This window comes from Rhizobium sp. ZPR4 (assembly GCF_040215725.1).
Taxonomy (GTDB): domain Bacteria; phylum Pseudomonadota; class Alphaproteobacteria; order Rhizobiales; family Rhizobiaceae; genus Rhizobium; species Rhizobium rhizogenes_D.
In genome coordinates, this window is record NZ_CP157967.1 from 2,624,206 (window position 1) to 2,644,724 (window position 20,519).

The 20,519-nt window shown below is 60.1% G+C and carries 15 protein-coding genes; 9 read left to right on the forward strand and 6 right to left on the reverse strand.

Annotation, left to right across the window (positions count from 1 at the left end):
* The first annotated feature begins 4 nt into the window (after positions 1-4).
* The 9 genes from ABOK31_RS12890 to ABOK31_RS12930 all read left to right on the forward strand — a co-directional run bounded on the left by ABOK31_RS12890 (position 5) and on the right by ABOK31_RS12930 (position 14,317).
* Positions 5-883, forward strand: a complete 879-nt coding sequence (locus ABOK31_RS12890) for a transglutaminase family protein (protein ID WP_349956287.1) — start codon at positions 5-7, stop codon at positions 881-883.
* A gap of 148 nt (positions 884-1,031) precedes the next feature.
* Complete coding sequence (locus tag ABOK31_RS12895) at positions 1,032-2,240, forward strand: TadE/TadG family type IV pilus assembly protein (RefSeq protein WP_349956288.1); 1,209 nt, start codon at positions 1,032-1,034, stop codon at positions 2,238-2,240.
* A gap of 298 nt (positions 2,241-2,538) precedes the next feature.
* Positions 2,539-5,001 (forward strand): glycogen/starch/alpha-glucan phosphorylase, encoded by a 2,463-nt coding sequence (locus tag ABOK31_RS12900; RefSeq protein ID WP_174176890.1) that lies wholly within the window; start codon positions 2,539-2,541, stop codon positions 4,999-5,001.
* Positions 4,998-7,205: a 1,4-alpha-glucan branching protein GlgB gene (glgB, locus tag ABOK31_RS12905; protein ID WP_349956289.1), complete on the forward strand. Its 2,208-nt coding sequence runs from the start codon at positions 4,998-5,000 to the stop codon at positions 7,203-7,205. The genes ABOK31_RS12900 and glgB overlap by 4 nt, the downstream gene beginning before the upstream one ends.
* 26 nt (positions 7,206-7,231) lie before the next feature.
* Entirely contained in the window at positions 7,232-8,494 is a 1,263-nt protein-coding gene (gene glgC / locus ABOK31_RS12910) for a glucose-1-phosphate adenylyltransferase (RefSeq protein ID WP_174176892.1), read from the forward strand.
* A 3-nt stretch (positions 8,495-8,497) separates the two neighbouring features.
* Positions 8,498-9,940, forward strand: a complete 1,443-nt coding sequence (gene glgA, locus ABOK31_RS12915) for a glycogen synthase GlgA (RefSeq protein ID WP_349956290.1) — start codon at positions 8,498-8,500, stop codon at positions 9,938-9,940.
* 4 nt (positions 9,941-9,944) lie between these two features.
* Positions 9,945-11,573: an alpha-D-glucose phosphate-specific phosphoglucomutase gene (locus ABOK31_RS12920; protein ID WP_174176894.1), complete on the forward strand. Its 1,629-nt coding sequence runs from the start codon at positions 9,945-9,947 to the stop codon at positions 11,571-11,573.
* 217 nt (positions 11,574-11,790) lie between these two features.
* Positions 11,791-13,761, forward strand: a complete 1,971-nt coding sequence (gene glgX / locus ABOK31_RS12925; protein WP_349956291.1) for a glycogen debranching protein GlgX — start codon at positions 11,791-11,793, stop codon at positions 13,759-13,761.
* Between the two features lie 67 nt (positions 13,762-13,828).
* Positions 13,829-14,317, forward strand: coding sequence for a MaoC family dehydratase (locus ABOK31_RS12930; protein WP_349956292.1), 489 nt, complete (start codon positions 13,829-13,831; stop codon positions 14,315-14,317).
* Here the strand turns inward: ABOK31_RS12930 and ABOK31_RS12935 are convergent.
* The 6 genes from ABOK31_RS12935 to ABOK31_RS12960 form a co-directional block, all read right to left on the reverse strand.
* Positions 14,314-14,742: a hypothetical protein gene (locus ABOK31_RS12935; protein ID WP_349956293.1), complete on the reverse strand. Its 429-nt coding sequence runs from the start codon at positions 14,740-14,742 to the stop codon at positions 14,314-14,316. The genes ABOK31_RS12930 and ABOK31_RS12935 overlap by 4 nt on opposite strands.
* 65 nt (positions 14,743-14,807) lie before the next feature.
* The gene (locus tag ABOK31_RS12940) at positions 14,808-15,356 is read right to left on the reverse strand and encodes a sarcosine oxidase subunit gamma (protein ID WP_349956294.1); all 549 of its coding nucleotides are present in this window, start codon (positions 15,354-15,356) and stop codon (positions 14,808-14,810) included.
* A complete protein-coding gene (locus ABOK31_RS12945) occupies positions 15,349-18,345 on the reverse strand; it encodes a sarcosine oxidase subunit alpha (RefSeq protein WP_349956295.1) in 2,997 nt (998 codons plus the stop codon). Before ABOK31_RS12945 ends, ABOK31_RS12940 begins: the two co-directional genes overlap by 8 nt.
* Entirely contained in the window at positions 18,342-18,707 is a 366-nt protein-coding gene (locus ABOK31_RS12950) for a sarcosine oxidase subunit delta (protein ID WP_174176906.1), read from the reverse strand. The genes ABOK31_RS12945 and ABOK31_RS12950 overlap by 4 nt, the downstream gene beginning before the upstream one ends.
* A gap of 15 nt (positions 18,708-18,722) precedes the next feature.
* Positions 18,723-19,142 (reverse strand): hypothetical protein, encoded by a 420-nt coding sequence (locus ABOK31_RS12955; protein ID WP_349956296.1) that lies wholly within the window; start codon positions 19,140-19,142, stop codon positions 18,723-18,725.
* The gene (locus ABOK31_RS12960) at positions 19,142-20,395 is read right to left on the reverse strand and encodes a sarcosine oxidase subunit beta family protein (protein WP_349956297.1); all 1,254 of its coding nucleotides are present in this window, start codon (positions 20,393-20,395) and stop codon (positions 19,142-19,144) included. The genes ABOK31_RS12955 and ABOK31_RS12960 overlap by 1 nt, the downstream gene beginning before the upstream one ends.
* Between the last annotated feature and the right edge of the window lie 124 nt (positions 20,396-20,519).

The window sequence follows — 20,519 nt, forward strand, 5'->3', positions numbered from 1 at the left end:
CGTGATGCTCTACGACCTCTCGCTTCACATGGGCTATATCTACGACGTGCCGGCAAGCGGCGCGCGGCATATCCTGCGCGTCATGCCGCTCTCCCTGCCCAATAGGCAGAGGTTGATTGCCGGCTCGGTGAAGATAACCCCAGGACCGGACGAGCAATCGAACTTCACGGATTTCTTCCAGCATCCGGCAACCTCGATCCTGGTGCGCGATCCGCATGAAAGACTTGACATCCGCATGCAGGCGCGCGTTCAGGTGGAAAGCCAGCCCGTCGGGGCCGACTTTTCCCCGCTGCTCGCCAAATTGCCTGAGGAGATCGATGACTGTTGGTCGATCGATCCTTCCTCCCCTCACCATTTCCTCGGCCGCAGCCCGCGTCTGCCCGAAACAAGCGAGATCGCGGATTACAGCAGGCAGTGGAAATCAACCAATCTGACGACCCTGCAGATCGCGCATGCGGTCTGCGCGCAGATCCACAAGGATTTCACCTACGATCCCAAGGCGACGACAGTCGACACCACGCCCAAGGAGGCATTTCGTCTCAAGCGCGGGGTCTGTCAGGATTTTTCGCATGTGATGATCATCGCGCTCCGCAGTCTCGGTATCCCCGCCGGCTATGTCAGCGGCTTCCTGCGCACCATCCCGCCGCCGGGCAAGGAACGACTGGAGGGCGCCGACGCCATGCATGCGTGGGTGCGCGTCTGGTGCGGCGAAACGGCCGGCTGGATCGAGCTCGACCCGACGAACAATATCCCGGCCGGAACGGATCACATCGTCGTTGCATATGGTCGCGACTATTCGGACGTTGCCCCCGTTATCGGCGTACTGAAGAGCTACGGCAATCAGAAAGCCGTTCAGGCAGTAGATGTCATTCCACTAAAATAGAATATACTTAAGGTAGTAAAGGCCTGAAGGAAATCGCGTCAGATTAGGCAATTCGCTAAAAATCAACTGGTCGTTTAAACCTTCAACTAATATTTGTAATCAATAGTCCCGCCGTTCTTGAGAATCTAACTCTTTCCAACAGGCGGACATGATGATTGCCGGCTCCAATTTACTTTGCACATTAAAACAACTTCTACGCGATAGAGCCGGAAACTTTGGCATCCTGACCGCGATTTCAGTCCCCGTGCTGGCCGTGGCGGGCGGTGTTGCGGTCGATGTCACGAACATGTCGCTAACGCGCAGCCAGCTGCAGGAATCAACGGATGCGGCCGCGCTCGCAACTGCAACAGCGCTTGCGGACGGAAGTGCGACCACAACGACCGCGAAGGATCTCGCCAACAACTTTGTGCTCGGCCAGATGTCAAATTATCTCGCCGGCGATACGGATGCTACGAATTCGCTGAAAGCAGGCACCAACACGACGGTAACAAAAACGACCGATTCCTCCGGGAATTCGGGGTACACGGTCGTCGTAAATTCATCCTATTCGATGCCTGTGAACAGCATGACCCGTCTGACCGGGCAGAGCTCCCTGAACATTTCTGCGTCCAGCACATCAATCAGCGGAAAGACTTCCGAAACCCAGAAGAATGCGCTGTCGATGGAAATCGCGCTCGATAAGTCGGGCTCGATGTTGCTGAACACAGATGTCGTCGACACCACTCAGAAAAGCTGTATCCAATATTATACTGACGGGAATTATCTATATCAGTATCCAAAGGCGAAGAGCCCTTGCTACATCAAAAAGATTGCAGCACTGAAAACAGCGGTCGGTAGTCTTCTGGACCAGTTGGATGCGGCCGATCCTGCGTCGCAATATGTTCGCACTGCGGCCATTGCCTGGAGCAGCGAAGTCGACAGCTACAGCAATCTCGATTGGGGAACAAAATCGACTCGCACCAACGTCGTCAGCGGATTGAATGCTGAGGGCGGTACCGAGTCCAGTGCACCGATGACAATGGCTTACAACAACCTTATGTCGGCTTCCGAAGCAGCCGCGCAGGCCAAGAAAAATAACAAGACTTTCCAGAAGTACATCATCCTGATGACAGATGGAGAAAACAACGACACCAATTCGGATCAGAAGACGCTGGCAACCTGCAATTCCGCAAAGGCCGCTGGTATCAAGATCTACACCGTTGCCTTCATGGCTCCGGCGCGCGGACAAAATCTGCTGCAGACTTGCGCAACGAGTCCATCAAACTACTTTGCCGCGCAGCAGATGTCGGATCTGGTCGCGGCTTTCAAGACGATTGCCACAGAGACATCCAAGCAGATGACACTCCTGACGAAGTGATCCTGCTTGGCAAGCGCGCCAGGCAACCATAGATGGATTACAAAGAAAAAAGCCGCGCGATGCGAGTATCGCGCGGCTTTTCGTTTGATCGATGCGCGAATAAGAGCCCGAAATATCATCGGAATCAAGTCTTTTCCCACTCACGGGAAACCTTTGGCGGCATTTTTCGCATCCGCCCAACTCGCTTGTTGCAACTGCTTTACATCAGTGCGTAAACTGATAGTGAAACGGAAAGGCAAATCGATTTAATTGAGCGTAACACGCTGAATATAAATCATAAATGGCGAGAGTTGATAGTATGAATAACTTGACGAAGGCCGATCTCCCCGTTCCAGCCCCGCGCAGTTCCCGCCCCGAAATCCTTGCCGAAGAAATCATCGAGCGCCTGACATACCGCATCGGCAAGGATGCGAAGGTAGCCAAGCCACACGACTGGCTAACGGCAACGATCCTTGTCATCCGCGACCGCGTCATCGACAAATGGATTGAATCGACCCGAAAAACCTATCAGACGGGTGCCAAGCGCGTTTACTATCTGTCTCTCGAATTCCTGATCGGTCGCCTGATGCGCGACGCCATCTCCAATCTCGGCCTGATGGAGGAGATCACTAACGCTCTCGCCTCGCTGGGCGTCGATATTCGTGTCATCGCCGGTCTCGAGCCCGATGCCGCTCTGGGCAACGGCGGCCTCGGCCGTCTCGCCGCCTGTTTCATGGAATCCATGGCAACCGTCGATGTGCCGGCCTATGGCTATGGCATTCGCTACGTCCACGGCCTGTTTCGCCAGCAGATGGCCGATGGCTGGCAGGTGGAACTGCCCGAAACCTGGCTGGCGCACGGAAACCCCTGGGAATTCGAACGCCAGGAAAGCTCCTATGAAATCGGTTTTGGCGGTGCTGTCGAGACCATCAGCAGCCATGACGATCAGCCGCGCTACGTCTGGAAGCCGGCAGAGCGCGTCATCGCCACCGCATTCGACACGCCCGTCGTCGGCTGGCGTGGCCAGCGCGTCAACACGCTGCGTCTCTGGTCCGCACAGCCGATCGACCCGATCCTGCTCGATGCTTTCAACGCCGGTGACCACATCGGCGCGCTGCGCGAAAGCAACAAGGCCGAAAGCCTGACGCGCGTCCTCTATCCCGCCGATGCGACGCCTGCCGGCCAGGAGCTGCGCCTGCGCCAGGAATTCTTCTTCTCATCGGCCTCGCTGCAGGACATCCTGCGCCGCCACCTGCAGCAATATGACGATCTGACCAATCTCGCCGACAAGGTCGCGATCCAGCTGAACGACACGCATCCGGCCGTCTCCGTCACGGAAATGATGCGCCTGCTGGTCGATGTTCACGGCTTCGATTTCGACAAGGCCTGGGATATCACTAGAAACACCTTCGGCTACACCAACCACACCCTGCTGCCGGAAGCACTGGAAAGCTGGCCCGTACCGCTGTTCGAGCGGCTTTTGCCGCGGCACATGCAGATCATCTACGCCATCAACGCCAAGGTTCTGGTCGAAGCTCGTAAGCTGCGCAATTTCAGCGATACCGAAATCCGTTCGATCTCTTTGATTGACGAGAATGGCGATCGCCGCGTGCGCATGGGCAATCTCGCCTTCGTCGGCTCGCATTCGATCAACGGCGTTTCCGCACTTCATACCGATCTGATGAAGGTCACGGTCTTTGCCGACTTGCACAAGCTCTATCCGGACCGCATCAACAACAAGACGAACGGCATCACGCCGCGGCGCTGGCTGATGCAGTGCAACCCCGGCCTGACGAACCTCGTGCGCGAAACCATCGGCGACGCCTTCCTCGATGATGCCGAGCAGCTGAAGCCGCTGGATCAGTTTGCCCGTGACAGCGCCTTCCAGGAGAAATTCGCCGCGGTCAAGCGTGCCAACAAGGTACAGCTCTCCAATCTCGTCGCCAGCCGCATGGGCATCAAGCTCGATCCGAATGCGATGTTCGACATCCAGATCAAGCGCATCCACGAATACAAGCGCCAGCTTCTGAACGTCATCGAGGCTGTGGCACTTTACGACCAGATCCGCTCGCATCCGGAGCTCGACTGGCAGCCGCGCGTCAAGCTCTTTGCCGGCAAGGCCGCGCCGAGCTATCACAACGCCAAGCTGATCATCAAATTGATCAACGACGTCGCCCGCGTCATCAACAACGACCCCTCGGTACGCGGCTTGCTGAAGGTCGTCTTCGTGCCGAACTACAACGTCTCGCTGGCGGAGGTCATGGTTCCGGCCGCCGATCTTTCGGAGCAGATTTCGACCGCCGGCATGGAAGCCTCTGGCACCGGCAACATGAAATTCGGCCTCAACGGCGCGCTGACCATCGGCACGCTCGATGGCGCCAATGTTGAAATGCGCGACAATGTCGGCGAGGACAATATCGTCATTTTCGGATTGCGGGCCGATGAGGTCGCTAACCTGCGCAGCGACGGTCACAATCCGCGCGCCATTATCGAGCGTTCGCGCGAATTGGCTCAAGCGCTTTCGGCCATTGCCTCTGGCGTCTTTTCTCCCGACGACCGCAACCGCTACGCCGGCCTGATCGACGGCATCTACAGCCACGACTGGTTCATGGTTGCCGCCGATTTCGATGCCTATGCCTCGGCACAGCGCGAAGTCGATATTCTCTGGGCCAATCCGTCGGAGTGGTACACCAAGACGATCAACAATACCGCCCGCATGGGCTGGTTCTCCTCCGACCGGACGATCCGTCAATATGCCAAGGAAATCTGGAGAGCCGGATGAAAAAGCCGAAAAAACCCGCTGACGGCACGAGCTTGAGCGATATTTCGGCAGAGGATATTGCTGCAATTCTCGCAGGCACCCATTCCGATCCGTTCGCCGTTCTCGGCGTTCACAAGACAGACGAAGGCTATGTTGCCCGCTGTTTCATCCTTGGCGCGGAAGCCGTCACCGCCACGGCGCTCGACGGTTCCGTCATCGGCGAGCTCGAATGCCTCGATCCGGCAGGCTTTTTTTCGGGCGACGTCAAGCTCGCCAAGCAGCAGCCGGTCCGCTATCGCGCCCGGCGCGGCGATGCCGAATGGGCGGTTACCGATCCCTATAGCTTCGGTCCGGTTCTCGGGCCGATGGACGATTACTTCGCCCGTCAGGGTACGCATCTGCGCCTGTTCGACAAGATGGGCGCCCACCCGCTGAAACATGAAGGCGTCCAGGGCTTTCATTTCGCCGTCTGGGCACCGAATGCACAGCGCGTTTCGGTCGTCGGCGATTTCAACAATTGGGACGGCCGCCGGCACGTCATGCGCTTCCGCTCGGACAGCGGCATCTGGGAGATATTCGCCCCGGATGTGCCTGCAGGAGTTGCCTATAAGTTCGAGATCCGTGGCCAGGATGGCGTGCTGCTGCCGCTGAAGGCCGATCCCTTTGCAAGGCGTAGCGAGCTCCGCCCGAAGACGGCTTCGGTCACCGCCAACGAACTGCTTCAGGTCTGGGACGATTCCGCGCACCGCGAACATTGGGCAAGCGTCGACCAGCGCCGCCAGCCGATCTCCATCTACGAGGTTCATGCAGGCTCCTGGCAGCGCCGCGACGATGGCTCGATGCTGTCATGGGACGAGCTTGCCTCGCGCCTCATCCCCTATTGCGTCGACATGGGCTTCACCCACATCGAATTCCTGCCGATCACCGAACACCCCTACGATCCGTCCTGGGGCTATCAGACCACAGGTCTTTATGCCCCGACCGCCCGCTTCGGCGAGCCGGAAGGCTTTGCCCGCTTCGTCAACGGCTGCCACAAGGTCGGCATCGGCGTTATCCTCGATTGGGTACCGGCGCATTTCCCGACAGACGAACATGGCCTGCGCTGGTTCGATGGCACCGCCCTTTACGAACACGAAGACCCGCGCAAGGGTTTTCATCCCGACTGGAATACGGCGATCTACAATTTCGGTCGCACCGAAGTCCTCGCTTATCTGCTGAACAATGCGCTTTACTGGGCAGAAAAATACCACCTGGACGGTTTGCGCGTCGATGCCGTCGCCTCCATGCTCTACCTCGACTATTCCCGCAAGCATGGCGAATGGATCCCGAACGAATATGGCGGCAACGAAAATCTCGAAGCCGTGCGTTTCCTGCAGTCGATGAATACGCGAATCTACGGCGCGCATCCCGGCGTCATGACCATCGCCGAAGAATCGACCTCCTGGCCGAAGGTGTCGCAGCCGGTCCATGAAGGCGGCCTCGGCTTCGGCTTCAAATGGAACATGGGTTTCATGCACGACACACTGAGCTACCTCGCCCGCGAGCCCGTGCACCGCAAATATCACCACAACGAGCTGACCTTCGGCCTGATCTACGCCTTCTCGGAAAACTTCGTCCTGCCGCTCTCTCATGACGAGGTGGTTCACGGCAAGGGATCGCTGATCGCCAAGATGGCGGGTGACGACTGGCAGAAATTCGCCAATCTGCGTGCCTACTATGCCTTCATGTGGGGCTATCCCGGCAAGAAGCTGCTCTTCATGGGCCAGGAATTCGCCCAGTGGAGCGAGTGGAGCGAAGAGCGCGCGCTGGACTGGAACCTGCTGCAATACCGAATGCATGAAGGCATGCGCCGCCTCGTTCGCGATCTCAATTTCACCTATCGCAGCAAGCCCGCTCTCCATGCCCGCGACTGCGAGGGCGATGGCTTCGAATGGCTTGTCGTCGACGATTTCGAAAACTCGGTCTTTGCCTGGCTGCGTAAGGCGCCTGGCGAAAAGCCGGTTGCCGTCATCACCAATTTCACGCCAGTCTATCGTGAGAATTACACCTTGCGCCTGCCAGCTGAGGGGCGGTGGCGCGAGATATTGAACACCGATGCCGATATCTACGGCGGCAGCGGCAAGGGGAACGGCGGGCGTGTACAGGCCGTTAATGCCGGCGGAGGCGTACAAGCGATCATAACGCTGCCTCCACTGGCGACGATCATGCTCGAACCGGAATTTTGAGATCACTACGGACAGGGAGGAATAAAATGGTAGAAAAACGTTTCCAGCCGCTGGCACGCGATGCCATGGCCTACGTTCTTGCCGGGGGGCGCGGCAGCCGCCTGAAAGAACTGACCGACCGCCGTGCCAAGCCAGCCGTCTATTTCGGCGGCAAGACCCGGATCATCGATTTTGCGCTATCCAATGCCCTCAATTCCGGCATCCGCCGCATCGGCGTCGCGACGCAGTACAAGGCGCATTCACTGATCCGCCATATGCAGCGTGGCTGGAACTTCTTCCGCCCGGAGCGAAACGAAAGCTTCGATATCCTGCCAGCCTCGCAGCGCGTCTCGGAAACGCAATGGTACGAAGGCACGGCCGATGCCGTCTATCAGAACATCGACATCATCGAGCCCTATGGCCCGGAATACATGGTCATCCTCGCCGGCGACCACATCTACAAGATGGACTATGAGTGGATGCTGCAGCAGCACGTCGATTCCGGCGCGCAGGTGACGATCGGCTGCCTTGAAGTGCCGCGCATGGAAGCCGTCGGCTTCGGCGTCATGCATGTCGACGAAAAAGACCAGATCATCGATTTCGTCGAGAAGCCGGCCGATCCGCCCGGCATTCCCGGCAACCCGGATTTCGCGCTCGCCTCGATGGGCATCTACGTCTTCCACACGAAGTTCCTGATCGAATGCCTGAAGCGCGACGCTGCCGATCCGAATTCCAGCCGCGACTTCGGCAAGGACATCATCCCCTACATCGTCAAGAACGGTAAGGCCGTCGCCCATCGCTTCACCCAATCCTGCGTTCGCTCGGATTTCGAGCGCGAAGCCTATTGGCGCGACGTCGGCACGATCGATGCCTACTGGCAGGCCAACATCGACCTGACCGCCGTGGTGCCGGAACTCGACATCTACGACAAGTCCTGGCCGATCTGGACCTATGCGGAAATCAGCCCGCCGGCCAAGTTCGTCCATGACGACGAGGATCGCCGCGGCTCGGCAGTCTCCTCCGTCGTCGCCGGCGATTGCATCATTTCCGGCGCCAGCCTCTACAACAGCCTGCTCTTTACCGGCGTACGCGCCAATTCCTACTCCAAGCTGGAGGGCGCAGTCGTGCTGCCGAGCGTCAAGATCGGCCGTCGGGCACAGCTGAAGAATGTCGTCATCGACCACGGCGTCACCATTCCCGAGGGCCTGGTAGTCGGTGAAGATCCGGAACTGGATGCCAAACGCTGGCGCCGCACCGAGAGCGGCATCTGCCTCATCACCCAATCCATGATCGACAAGCTGGATCTGTAACTTATGAAGGTTCTATCGGTTTCGTCCGAAGTCTTCCCCCTGATCAAGACAGGGGGCCTGGCCGATGTCGCCGGCGCCCTGCCTATCGCGCTGAAGCCCTATGGTGTCGAAACCAAGACCCTCATCCCGGGCTATCCCGCCGTCATGAAGGCAATCCGCGATCCGGTTGCCCGTTTGGAGCTTCCGGATCTGCTCGGCGAGCCGGCAACCGTTCTGGAGGTCGAGCACGCAGGCATTTCTTTCCTGGTGCTCGATGCCCCCGCTTATTACAGCCGCACGGGCGGCCCTTATGTCGATGCGACTGGCAAGGATTATCCTGACAATTGGCGTCGCTTCGCCGCGCTGTCGTTGGCCGGCGCGGAAATTGCCGCCGGTCTCCTGCCCGGCTGGCGGCCAGACCTCGTGCATGCGCATGACTGGCAGTCGGCCATGGTGCCGGTCTACATGCGCTACTATCCGACGCCGGAGCTCCCGAGCGTGCTGACCATCCACAATATCGCATTCCAGGGTCAGTTCGGCGCCGGCATCTTTCCCGGCTTGCGCCTGCCGGCCCATGCCTTTTCCATGGAAGGCATCGAATATTACGGTGATGTCGGTTTCCTCAAGGGCGGGTTGCAGACGGCCCATGCCTTGACCACCGTCAGTCCATCCTATGCCGAGGAAATCCTGACGCCGGAATTCGGCATGGGTCTCGAAGGCGTGATCGCCAGCAAGGCCTACAATCTCTACGGCATCGTCAACGGCATCGACGACGACATCTGGAATCCCGCGACCGATCCGATGATCGCCAAGACCTACAATGCAACGACGCTGAAGGATCGCTCTTTGAACCGCCAGCGCGTCATCGAGCATTTCGGCCTCGACGACGATGATGGTCCGATCTTCTGTGTCGTCAGCCGCCTTACCTGGCAGAAGGGCATGGATCTCCTGGCTGAAGTTGCCAGCGAGATCGTCCACATGGGTGGCAAGCTCGCCATTCTGGGAGCTGGCGATCCGGCGCTGGAGGGCGCACTGTTTGCCGCAGCCGGCCGCCATCGCGGCCGTGTCGGCGTTTCAGCCGGCTATAACGAACCCATGTCGCATCTGATGCAGGCCGGCTGTGACGCTATTATCATTCCCTCGCGGTTCGAACCCTGTGGCCTCACGCAGCTTTATGGCTTACGTTACGGCTGCCTGCCTATCGTTGCACGAACGGGCGGGCTGAACGATACGATTATCGACGCCAACCATGCCGCGCTGCAGGCAAAAGTCGCGACCGGCATTCAATTTTCGCCCGTCACCGCGGAGGGGCTGTTACAGGCCGTGCGCCGTGCCATGCATCTTTTCCAGGATCGAAAGGTCTGGACGCAGATGCAAAAGCAGGGCATGAAATCCGACGTATCCTGGGGCAGGAGCGCAGAACGCTATGTCGCTCTCTACTCCAGTCTAGTCTCGAGAGGCGCTTAACCCGATGATTAAAACCGTACCCACCACCCCCTTCGCGGACCAGAAACCAGGTACTTCGGGCCTGCGAAAGAAGGTTCCCGTATTCCAGCAGCCGAACTACGCGGAAAACTTCATCCAGTCGATTTTTGATTCGCTCGAAGGCTATCAGGGCAAGTGCCTGGTCATCGGCGGTGACGGCCGCTACTACAATCGCGAAGTCATCCAGAAGGCCATCAAGATGGCCGCCGCGAACGGCTTCGGCAAGGTGATGGTCGGCAAGGGCGGCATCCTCTCGACGCCCGCAGCCTCCAACATCATCCGCAAGTACAAGGCCTTCGGCGGCATCATCCTGTCGGCCAGCCACAACCCCGGTGGCCCGACGGAAGATTTCGGCATCAAGTACAACATCGGCAATGGCGGCCCCGCGCCTGAAAAGATCACCGACGCCATCTACGAGCGCTCCAAGGTGATCGACAGCTACAAAATTGCCGACTTCCCCGACATCAACCTCGACCGCATCGCTCGCGAGGATGTGGGTGGCATGATCGTCTCGGTCATCGATCCGGTCGAAGACTATGCGGCCCTCATGGAAGAGCTGTTCGATTTCGGCGCGATCCGCAATCTGATCAGTCTCGGCTTCCGCCTCAACTTCGATGCGATGAGCGCCGTCACTGGCCCCTACGCCAAGGAAATCTTCGAGATCCGTCTCGGCGCCCCCGATGGATCGGTCCGCAATTTCCTGCCGCTGCCGGATTTCGGCGGTCATCATCCCGACCCGAACCTCGTCTATTGCAAAGAGCTCTACGACGACATGATGAGCGAGGATGCGCCTGATTTCGGCGCGGCATCGGACGGTGATGGCGACCGTAACCTCATCATCGGCAGGGGCATCTATGTTACCCCGTCCGACAGCCTGGCGATCCTCGCGGCCAACGCCAACCTCGCCCCCGGTTACTCGCATGGCATCGCCGGCATCGCCCGTTCGATGCCGACCAGCGGTGCCGCCGACCGCGTTGCCGAAAAGCGTGGCGTTGGCATCTACGAAACGCCGACCGGCTGGAAATTCTTCGGCAACCTGCTCGATGCCGGCATGGCGACAATCTGCGGCGAAGAAAGCTCCGGCACCGGCTCCAACCATGTTCGCGAAAAGGATGGCCTTTGGGCCGTGCTGCTCTGGCTGAACATTCTGGCCGTGCGCGGTGAGAGCGTCATCGATATCGTGACGCAGCATTGGGCCGCCTATGGCCGCAACTATTATTCCCGCCACGATTATGAAGGCGTTGATACCGATGCTGCCAACGGCCTGATTGCAGCGCTACGCGAAAAGCTGCCGACGCTGCCGGGCACGAAATTCGGCGACCTCACCGTTTCTGCCGCCGACGACTTCGCCTATCACGATCCGGTCGACAAGTCGGTCAGCCAGCATCAGGGCATCCGCATCATGTTCGAAGGCGGCTCCCGCGTCGTCTTCCGCCTCTCCGGCACCGGCACCACCGGCGCGACGCTGCGCGTCTATATCGAGCGCTACGAGGCTGACCCGACCCGCCACAATATCGAGACCCAGGAAGCGCTCGCCGATCTCATCACGGCCGCTCAGGATATCGCCGATATCAAGGGCCGCACCGGCCGCGACGCACCGACGGTCATCACCTGAGTTTTAGGTTTTAAGCCCCTTCGCCCCGCAAATGCGGGGAGAAGGTGGCCAGGAGCGGCTGAACGAAGTGACGCAGCGACTGGTCGGATGAGGGGCCTTCTCGAAATTCACCGCGACTGCACAATCTGCCGGACGCACCGCCCCTCACCCTAGCCCTCTCCCCGCATGCGGGGAGAGGGGGCGACCTTTAGCTAGCCAGCCAGAAAGCCCGCGAGACATGTCAGAACCGACACCCCGTTCCCTCGGCGCGACCCTTACCGATACCGGTGTTGAATTTGCCGTCTGGTCCAGGAATGCCAAGCGGATCGAACTCTGCGTGTTCGACGCGGAGGGAAAAAAGGAAGTCCTGCGCCTGCCGATGACGCGCGACGGCGACGAGCACCGTCTTTTCGTCAAGAACGCCAAGCAGGGCATGCGCTATGGCCTGCGCGCCCATGGTACCTATGATCCTGACGAGGGCCTGTGGTTCGATCCGTCCAAGTTGCTTGTCGATCCCTATGCGGTCGAAATCGACAGGCCGTTCCGATATGACCAACGCCTCCGAGTCTTCGGCGAAGACACGCAGGACCTCATGCCGAAGGCGATCGTCTCGTGCGATGTCGTCGTCAAACCGGCCAAGCCTCTGTTTCAACCTGGCGGCCTGATCTACGAAGTCGCCATAAAGCCCTTCACCATACTGCATCCGGATGTGCCGGCTGAGAAACGGGGCACGCTCGGTGCCCTCGCCCATCCCTCGATCATCGCGCATCTCAAGCGCCTGCAGGTGAACGCCGTCGAGCTCATGCCGATCACCGCATGGATCGACGAACGGCATCTGCCGCCACTCGGCCTCACCAACGGCTGGGGCTACAATCCTGTCGCCTTCATGGCGCTCGACCCGCGTCTCGCGCCCGGCGGCATGAAGGAACTGCGCGAGACCGTCGCCGCCCTCCACGCCGAGGGCATCGCCGTCATCCTCGATCTTGTCTTCAACCATACCGGCGAAAGCGATCGCCAAGGCCCGACGCTGTCCCTGCGCGGCCTCGACAATCCCACCTATTTCCGCAGCTTGCCGGATCAGCCCGGCACGCTGGTCAACGATACCGGCACCGGCAACACCGTCGCCTGCGATCAGCCGGCTGTACGCAAGCTCATCGTCGACAGCCTCAACCATTTCGTCCGCAATGCCGGCATCGACGGTTTCCGCTTCGATCTCGCGACCGTGATCGGCCGCAATGGCAAGGGTTTCGATCCAGACAGCATGACGCTGCGCACCATGCTGGCGGATGACGTACTCAGGGATCGGATCATGATCGCTGAGCCCTGGGACATCGGTCCCGGCGGCTATCAGCTCGGGAATTTTCCCGCGCCGTTCCTCGAATGGAACGACCGCGCCCGCGACGACCTGCGCCGCTTCTGGCGAGGTGACGCCGGCGTCGGCGACCTTGCAACCGTACTTGCCGGCTCCTCCTCCATCTTCGGCCGCAGCGGCCGCTCGCAGACGCGCAGCGTCAACTTCCTTGCCGCTCACGATGGCTTCACGCTGATGGACCTCGTTTCCTACGAGAACAAGCACAACGAGGCCAATGGCGAGAACAATCGCGACGGTCACAACGAGAACTTCTCCTGGAACAACGGCGTCGAAGGCAGAACGGACGATCTGGTCATCCGAGACAAGCGCCGCAACGACATAGAAGCCATGCTGTCGACGCTCTTTGCCACGCGCGGCACGATCATGCTGACGGCAGGCGACGAAGGCGGGCGCAGCCAGCAGGGCAACAACAACGCCTATTGCCAGGACAATGCCATCACCTGGATGGACTGGACGGCGCTGGACGAGGAGCTGATCGGCCACACGGCCTGGCTTGCCGGCCTGCGCCGCCGCTTCGCCGCCTTTGACACTATGGACTTCTTCCGCGGCGACGGCGACGTGCTCTGGTTCTCGGGCGCGGGAACGCCGATGACCGTGCCGGATTGGGAAGCGCCAAGGGCGGACGTGCTTGGCATGGCGCTGCGAACGCAGGATCGCGCAACAGGCCGATCGACGCGGCTCGCAATGGTGTTCAATCGCGCCGCGGACGAACGCTCCATCACATTGCCGACCTCGGAGAGCGGCGACTGGTCTGAGCTGACGACGGCAGGCGAAACACCGGCCGGAGAGCAGATCACCGTAGCCGCCCGCTCCGTCGCCTTCCTTCTTGAAAACTGATCGCGGTTGCACTTTCAGTCTCGATTCGCCAGAAAGGATTCTGACGACACAGACTGACGAGGATGGGATGCCCAGCGAAATTTCGCTTGTTGAGATCATGAAACTTGCGGGAACGGAGATCGGCGTTTCCGACTGGATCATCGTTGACCAGACGATGATCGACACCTTTGCCGATTCGACACTCGATCATCAGTTCATCCACGTCGACCCCGAGCGCGCCAGGACGGAAACGCCCTATGGCGGCACGATTGCCCACGGCTTCCTCACGCTCTCGCTACTCTCGGCAATGAACTACAGCGGCCTGCCGAAAATCCGCGAGCAGACCATGGGCATCAACTATGGCTTCGAGAAGATCCGCTTTATGTCGCCGGTCAAGTGCGGCGCGCGGGTGCGCGGGCGTTTCGCCCTCGCCGAAACGCGACTGCGCGGCGCCAACATGCTGATGCTCACCTATGATGTGACCGTCGAGATCGAAAACGAGCGCAAACCGGCACTGACTGCGACATGGACGACCATATCGCAATTCGATCCGAAGGATCGGCCGGAAGAGGCTTAGTGCTTTTCTGAATTGCGAGACATTTTTCTCAAAGACAGAATAACAAACGCAATCGCTGCGAATGAAATATAAAATATATAGAATCCAAAGTCCGCCCTTATATACTTAAGGCTCAGAGAAAATTGCCCAGATGCGATCTTCTCTATTATGCGAAAAACCACCTGTGCTAAACTCCACCATAAGGCAAAGCGGCATATATAATCTATATTGAAATATTCACTTCGCACGGAAGCTTGTGAGCTTTCTGACTGAGTCCCAATTCCGGTCCATGATTTGGAATCGACTTCAAGGCTTTTCCTATCAGAGCCCACGGGTATGGCCTTTGTATCGCGCATCAAAATGCGCTGATTGAAGGCGAGTGTTGCGAGCTCGCCGATACAACCAATATGCGACCGAAATTGACGGCAAACAAGATCGATTGCCATCAACTCTCGGCATCATGCGCCCAGCCAATCTTTATCTTAGCTTTGCTCGCAAAAGCCTGCCGAGCCTAAAGGCCTGCATCCTCCGCGCCTTCGGCCAGAAGACCGAAAGCGAAGTCGGAGAAGGAGCGCCAGACTTCGATGCGGAATGTCTCTTCATCGAGCCGCAAGATCACGACTTCCGCCTTGCCAAGGAGCGTGCGCGAGCAGGCGCCGACGGGAAATGCTCCCATAGAAACGTCCTGCGGGCAGCCGGCGGCAAGCGTTGCTTCTGCGCTGGCGCCGGACACGATAATAGCGGTATTGCGATGCGAGACATCCGTCGCAGAGTGCAGAGCACCGGACGATGCGGCCACGCCGACCAGATCGGCGCCGTTTTCATCGATGACAAGCCATTCGTCCGGGCCGAGCCACAGGGCATGACGTCCGTTATTGCTGGCCGAGGTCTTCGGCCGGGTCGGCAGCTGCAGGCCGAGCGCCTGCGAAAGACTGCCCAGGGAGTCGCCAGGCGCACGCAGCGAAATGCGGCTTGCGGGGGCCGCGGGCGTCAGCCGGACGGTCGAAGAACCGCCGTGGCGGCCGGCGAGCGGCAGTTTGCGGGTAGCGAGATCAACCATTGATCCGGCCTCCTTCCTTGTCAAAGAACACCAGATCCGTCACCTCGACTGATATCGTCTTGTCGGGCATCGGCACATAGAGTGTCTTGCCCATGCGCTCGCGACCGCCGGCAACCAGCGCAAAGGCGATGGAGCGGCCGAGATTTTCCGACCAATAGGCCGAGGTGACATGGCCGAGCATGGTCATCGGCTTCTGCTCATTCGGATCGGCGACGACCTGCGCGCCTTCCTCCAGCACCACCTTCGGATCGCGGGTCACGAGACCGACGAGCTGCTTGCGTCCTTCCTTGACGAGATCCGGTCGCTTCAGGCCGCGGATACCGACGAAATCGGTCTTCTTCTTGGAAACGGCCCAGGCAAGGCCGGCATCGTCAGGCGTGACGGTGCCGTCGGTGTCCTGGCCGACGATGATGTAGCCCTTCTCGGCGCGCAGCACGTGCATGGTCTCGGTGCCGTAGGCGCAAGCGCCCAGCGGCTCGGCGCGCGCCCAGACGGCTTCCCAAACCGACTGGCCGTAATCGGCCGGCACGTTGATTTCGTAGCCGACTTCACCGGTGAAGGAGACACGGAACAGCCGCGCCGGCACGCCGCAGACCTTGCACTCGGCGACACTCATATGCGGGAAGGCCTCGTTGGACAGATCCTGGCCCTCAACGAGCGGCTCGATGATCTCGCGCGCCTTCGGACCCTGCACGGCGATGACGGCCCATTGCTCGGTGGTCGACGTCAGCCACACCTTTAGATGCGGGAATTCGGTCTGCAGATAGTCTTCCATATGATGCAGCACGCGCGGCGCACCGCCGGTCGTCGTCGTCACATGGAAGCGATCCTCGGCCAGACGCCCGACGACGCCATCGTCATAAACGAAGCCGTCCTCGCGGGTCATGATGCCGTAGCGGCAACGGCCGGGCTTCAGCGTATCCCAGGCATTGGTGTAGATCAGGTTCAGGAACTCGGCCGCATCAGGCCCGACCACTTCGATCTTGCCGAGCGTCGAGGCATCGAACACGCCGGCCACGTCGCGCGCCGTGCGGCACTCGCGATTGACGGCCTGATGCATGGTCTCGCCGGCACGCGGATAGAACCAGGCGCGCTTCCAGTTGCCGACATCTTCGAAGATGGCGCCATGCGCCTCTTCCCAGGCATGCATCGGCGTCTTGCGGGTGGGATCGAAGAGCGATCCACGCGAATGGCTGATCAGCGTGCCGTAGGTGACGGGCGTATAGGGTGCACGGAAGGTGGTGAGACCGACCTGCGGGATATCCTTGCCGAGCATTTCGGCAGCAATCGCCAGCCCATGCATGTTGGAAAGCTTGCCCTGGTCGGACGCCATACCGTTGGTGGTAAAGCGCTTGATATGCTCGATGGAATGCATGCCCTCGCGCACGGCAAGGCGGATATCCTTAGCGCAGACATCGTGCTGGAAATCGACGAAAGCCTTGGCATTCGTGTCCGGTCCGGCGCCTTCGGCCACACCGATCATGCCGCCGGTCCATTCGAATGCCTGCTCGGCGTGAAGCTGGATCTTCTCACCGCCATTGGTAGCACCGGTGGCGCGCGCCATCAGCTCGCCGGCGGCAAGTGATTCCTCGATCGCGGCCTGCAGCCCGTCCGTGCCGTTGCAGGCGCCGACGGAAAGGCAGTCCTGGACATAGGTGCCCGGCAGGAAGCGCTGCTTCTCGGCATCGAATTTCAGCTTGCCGCGCGATTGCGAGAAGAGATGAACGGAAGGAGTCCAACCGGCCGAAACCAGCAGGGCATCCACGGGGATCTTGCGGGTGGCGGAGCTGCCGTTGCGCGAAACCGTCATGGAGGAAACGCGCAGCTTACCGGCCGTATCGACAACGGCATAGTCGGTCATCACTTCGATGCCCAGCCGCTTTGCCTCTGCCAGCACGGCCTCGCCGGGACGAGCGCGGCTGTCGACGATGGCGGCGACGGAAACGCCGGCGCGCTTCAGATCGAAGGCAGCCTCATAGGCGGAATCATGCGCCGTATAGACGCCGATCTTGGCGCCGACCGCGACGCCATAATGGTTGAGATAGGCACGCGCAGCCGAGGCCAACATGATGCCCGGGCGATCGTTGTTCGGAAACACCATGTGGCGTTCGATGGCGCCTGTCGCGAGGATGGCGCGCTTGGCGCGGACCTGCCAAAGGCGTTCGCGCGGCAGATCGCGGCCCGGCTTTGCCAGATGGTCCGTGACACGCTCGGCAAGGCCGAAGAAATTGTGATTGTAATAGCCGAAGGCGGTCGTGCGGGTCAGCACCTCAACATTCGGCATTGCCTTGAGCTTGGCGACGACACCCTGCGCCCAGTCATAGCCCTCGACGCCGTCGATCTTGACGCCGGTGTCAAAGCGCAGCGCGCCGCCGACTTCCGGCTGCTCATCGCAGAGGATGACCTTGGCGCCGGTTTCGGCAGCGGCAAGCGCCGCCGAAAGACCGGCAATGCCGGCGCCGACGACGAGCACGTCGCAATGGGCATAGCGGCTGGCGTAATGATCCGGATCCTCCTCCGTCGGAGCAACGCCGAGACCGGCGGCGCGACGGATGAAGGGCTCGTAGATGTGCTTCCAGGCCGACTTCGGCCACATGAAGGTCTTGTAGTAGAAGCCGGCAGCAAAGAAGGGCGACATCAGATTGTTGACGCCGCCGATGTCGAAGGCGAGCGACGGCCAGCGGTTCTGTGACTGCGCCTTCATGCCGTCGAAGACTTCCTGGACGCTGGCGCGCACGTTCGGCTGTCGCCGCGCCGCATCGCGGGAGATATCGAGCAGCGCGTTCGGCTCCTCCGCCCCGGCTGACAGGATGCCGCGCGGACGGTGATACTTGAAGGACCGGCCGACGAGATGGACGCCATTGGCGAGCAACGCCGAGGCGACGCTATCGCCCTCCAGCGCGGTATAGCTCTTGCCGTCAAAAGTGAAGCGAGCGGTTCTGGCCGGCGTCAGACGTCCCTTGCCCGCGATACGATTGGCGCCGCTCATTCAGCAAATCCCTCTGTTTGTGCCGTCTGTTCTTGTTCGTTCTGTTGCTGCGCCGCCGGCTCGGAAGCACCTGGCCGCAGCGTCGCCGGATCGGGCTTCGGCTCGCCAGCCTTGTAAGTGCGGTAGAAATGATCGCTCACCGTGTCGCGCGCCGCATTGAAGAAGCGGCCGCAGCCATGGATGTGCCGCCAGCGCTCGAAGATCAGGCCCTTCGGATTGTCGCGCAGGAAGAAATATTCCTCGAACTCCTCGTCCGAGATCCCGGCAATATTGGCCGGCCGCACGATGTGCGCGTCACCGGCGTTGCGGAATTCGAGTTCCGAGCGCTCTTCCTCGCAATAGGGGCAGTAAATCAGCAGCATCGTTTTCTACCTGTGTTAAAGCTCGGAGCCAGTAAGGCTTGTACCGGGAGGCTGTGCGCAAAGCCGCCGTCCCATGGTGACGAAAGGTGTTATGCGCTTCAGCAGCGCCTCCAACGATCCATAGGGTTTCAGCACGTTGGTCATCCCTATATTGACCAGACTCATGCCCAAAAGATCCGTATCGAGCACGAAAGCCCGTGTTGCCTCAGGTTTCTGGTCCGGCACGAAATAAACGGCCGGCTTGTTCAGCACCTTGGCGCAGGCAAGCACGCCGCTTTCGGCAACGAAGGGCCAGTCGGCCTCATCCTTTGCCTTGTGGATCACCTGCATGCGAAAATCCTCCGCCCCCGGAATAAGATCGCTGACTTCGGTCGCGGTCGTTCCGATCGGCAGGGAAAGCCCTGCCGCAAGAACGATCCCGACCGCCGCCGGCATCAGTGCGCCACAGCGGCTGCTGCCGCCTCATCGATCAGGCGACCGGTGCGGAAGCGATCCAGCGTCAGGCCGGCGTTGAACTTATGCGGCTCGTCACGGGCGATGAGATGGGCAAAGAGATTGGCCGAACCCGGCGTCGCCTTGAAGCCGCCCGTGCCCCAGCCGCAATTGACATAGAGGCCCGGTACCGGCGTCTTCGACTGGATCGCCGAACGGTCCGGCGTGTTGTCGACGATGCCGCCCCAGGAGCGCATCATCTTCACGCGGCGGAACATCGGGAAGAGCTCGCAGATCGCATCCAGCGTATGGGTGATGATCTGCAGACCGCCGGTCTGGCTGTAGGAATTATACTGGTCCGTGCCGGCGCCGATGACGAGCTCGCCCTTGTCGGACTGCGAGATATAGGCATGCACTGTGTTCGACATGACGACGCAGGGGAAGATCGGCTTCAGCGGTTCGGAGACCAGCGCCTGCAGCGGGCTCGATTGCAGCGGCACGCGCACGCCGGCCATCTGCATGACAACCGTCGTGTGGCCGGCGGCGGAAACGCCGACCTTCTTAGCGCCGATGAAGCCCTTGCTTGTTTCGACGCCGGTGACGCGGCCATCCGGGGCGCGGCGAATGCCGGTCACTTCGCAATTCTGGATGATGTGGACGCCGCGATCGGAAGCAGCGCGGGCAAAGCCCCAGGCAACCGCGTCGTGTCGCGCGGTGCCGCCGCGACGCTGCAGGGCAGCGCCGTTGATCGGGTAGCGCGCCGTCTTCGAAATATCGAGCGGCGGACAATAAGCTTTCGCCTGTTCCGGCGTCAGCCATTCATTGTCGATGCCGTAGAGGCGGTTGGCATGGATATGCCGCTTGAAGGACTGCTGGTCATGTACATTGTGCGACAGCATCATCACGCCGCGCGGCGAATACATAACATTGTAATTGAGATCCTGAGACAGCCCCTCCCAGAGCTTCATCGAATGCTCGTAGATGTGCATGCTCTCTTCATAGAGATAGTTCGAGCGGATGATGGTGGTGTTGCGGCCGGTATTGCCGCCGCCGAGCCAGCCCTTTTCGATGACGGCGACATTGGTGATGCCATGCTCCTTGGCGAGGTAGTAGGCCGCACCCAGGCCATGACCACCAGCGCCGACGATGATGACGTCATACTCCTTGCGCGGCTCCGGCGAGGTCCATTGAGCCTCCCAGCCCTTGTGAGCCCGCATCGCTTCCCGTGCCACGGCAAAAACCGAGTATTTACGCATTCGCCCTCAACTCCTTCAGGCAAGACGCCATTTTTATGGGCCATACAAATCGCAAATCAAAAACCGACACAACGGCTCTTTTGCGACGCATTCAGGACCGTCTTTCGACACGGTTAAAATTGCC